This window comes from Rhodocyclus gracilis (assembly GCF_009617575.1).
GTDB classification, from domain to species: domain Bacteria; phylum Pseudomonadota; class Gammaproteobacteria; order Burkholderiales; family Rhodocyclaceae; genus Rhodocyclus; species Rhodocyclus gracilis.
Map to the genome: position 1 here is coordinate 1 of NZ_WIXJ01000024.1, position 1,224 is coordinate 1,224.

Sequence of the window (1,224 nt, forward strand, 5' to 3'; positions counted from 1 at the left end):
CCCCAACAAATGCGCGAGGTCCTTGAGGAAGACGCGGACATGGGCGAAGGGTTTTCTGCGCACCAGGCGCTTGTGCAGGTACGACTCCCAGGTCAGTTCCTGAATGTCCGGATCGGCGCACAGCTTGACGAACTTCTCGCGCCGGCCGTCCGAGGTGTACCAGAAGCGCTGCAAGAGTCCGAGCGCCCAGAAGACGCGGCCATGCGCCTTCATGAAGTGGCGGCGCGCCAGTTGCAGGGAATGCGCATTACCCGTCGCCAGCAAGGCCTCGACCGCCTCGGCGGCGTAACGGCCACCGGCCAACGCGTAGTAGATGCCTTCCCCGGAAGCCGGCGCGACGCAGCCTGCCGCATCGCCCGCCAGGACGATATCGCGGCCGTTGTCCCACTTCGCCAGCGGCTTCAAGGGCAGGGGAGCGCCTTCGCAGCGCAGCGTCTCGGCCGCATCGAGGCCGGCGATCTTGCGCAGATCGGCGGTCGCCTTCCGGAGCGGAAAGCCCTTGATCTCGCTACCGACACCGATACTCATCGTGTCGCCGTGCGGGAACACCCAGCCATAGAAATCCGGCGACACGCGCCCCTGATAATACACATCGCAGCGATCCGGATCGGCGTGCGCCGGCGTGCGGATAATCTCGTGGTAGGCAAAGACATAGCGCATCTGCTCGGCGCCCGGAATGCACTGCCGCGCCACCTGCGAATTCGCCCCATCGGCACCAATCACGGCACGCGCCCGCACCTGCCGTTCGACACTCTCCGGCGCCGCGGGAATATCGACGGGATTGAGCCCATCCTGGCCGGCGACATCGCCCTCGGCCGCCGGTGCCGTGACCGTCTCGCGGTAATGCACGATGGCCGTGCCATCGCTATCGCGGGTGATCTTCAGGTAGTTACCCTGCCGCCGCTCGGCGCCCGACGCCGCCGCGCGATTGCGCAGCCATTCGTCGAAATCCTTGCGATCGACGAGGCCGACGAAACCGATGGGGATCGGCATGTCGACGGCGCGTCCCGAGGGGGCGATCATGCGCGCCGACTTGGCGCGTGCGACGAGCACCTCTTCGGGCAGATCGAATTCCTTGAGTGCCTGCGGCGGAATGGCGCCGCCACAGGGCTTGATGCGGCCGCCGCGCTCGAGCAGCAGCACGCGCCGCCCCGCCTTCGCCAGATCGTTCGCCGCCGTCGCTCCCGCCGGGCCGCCGCCAATGATTACTGCGTCGTAGATGTC

Annotated in this window: 1 protein-coding gene; it reads right to left on the reverse strand. The window is 67.1% G+C overall.

What is annotated here, in order from left to right; translation table 11 throughout:
• Nucleotides 1-1,224: geranylgeranyl diphosphate reductase (locus GHK24_RS13465; RefSeq protein WP_153473396.1), on the reverse strand; the 1,224-nt coding region annotated here is incomplete at both ends.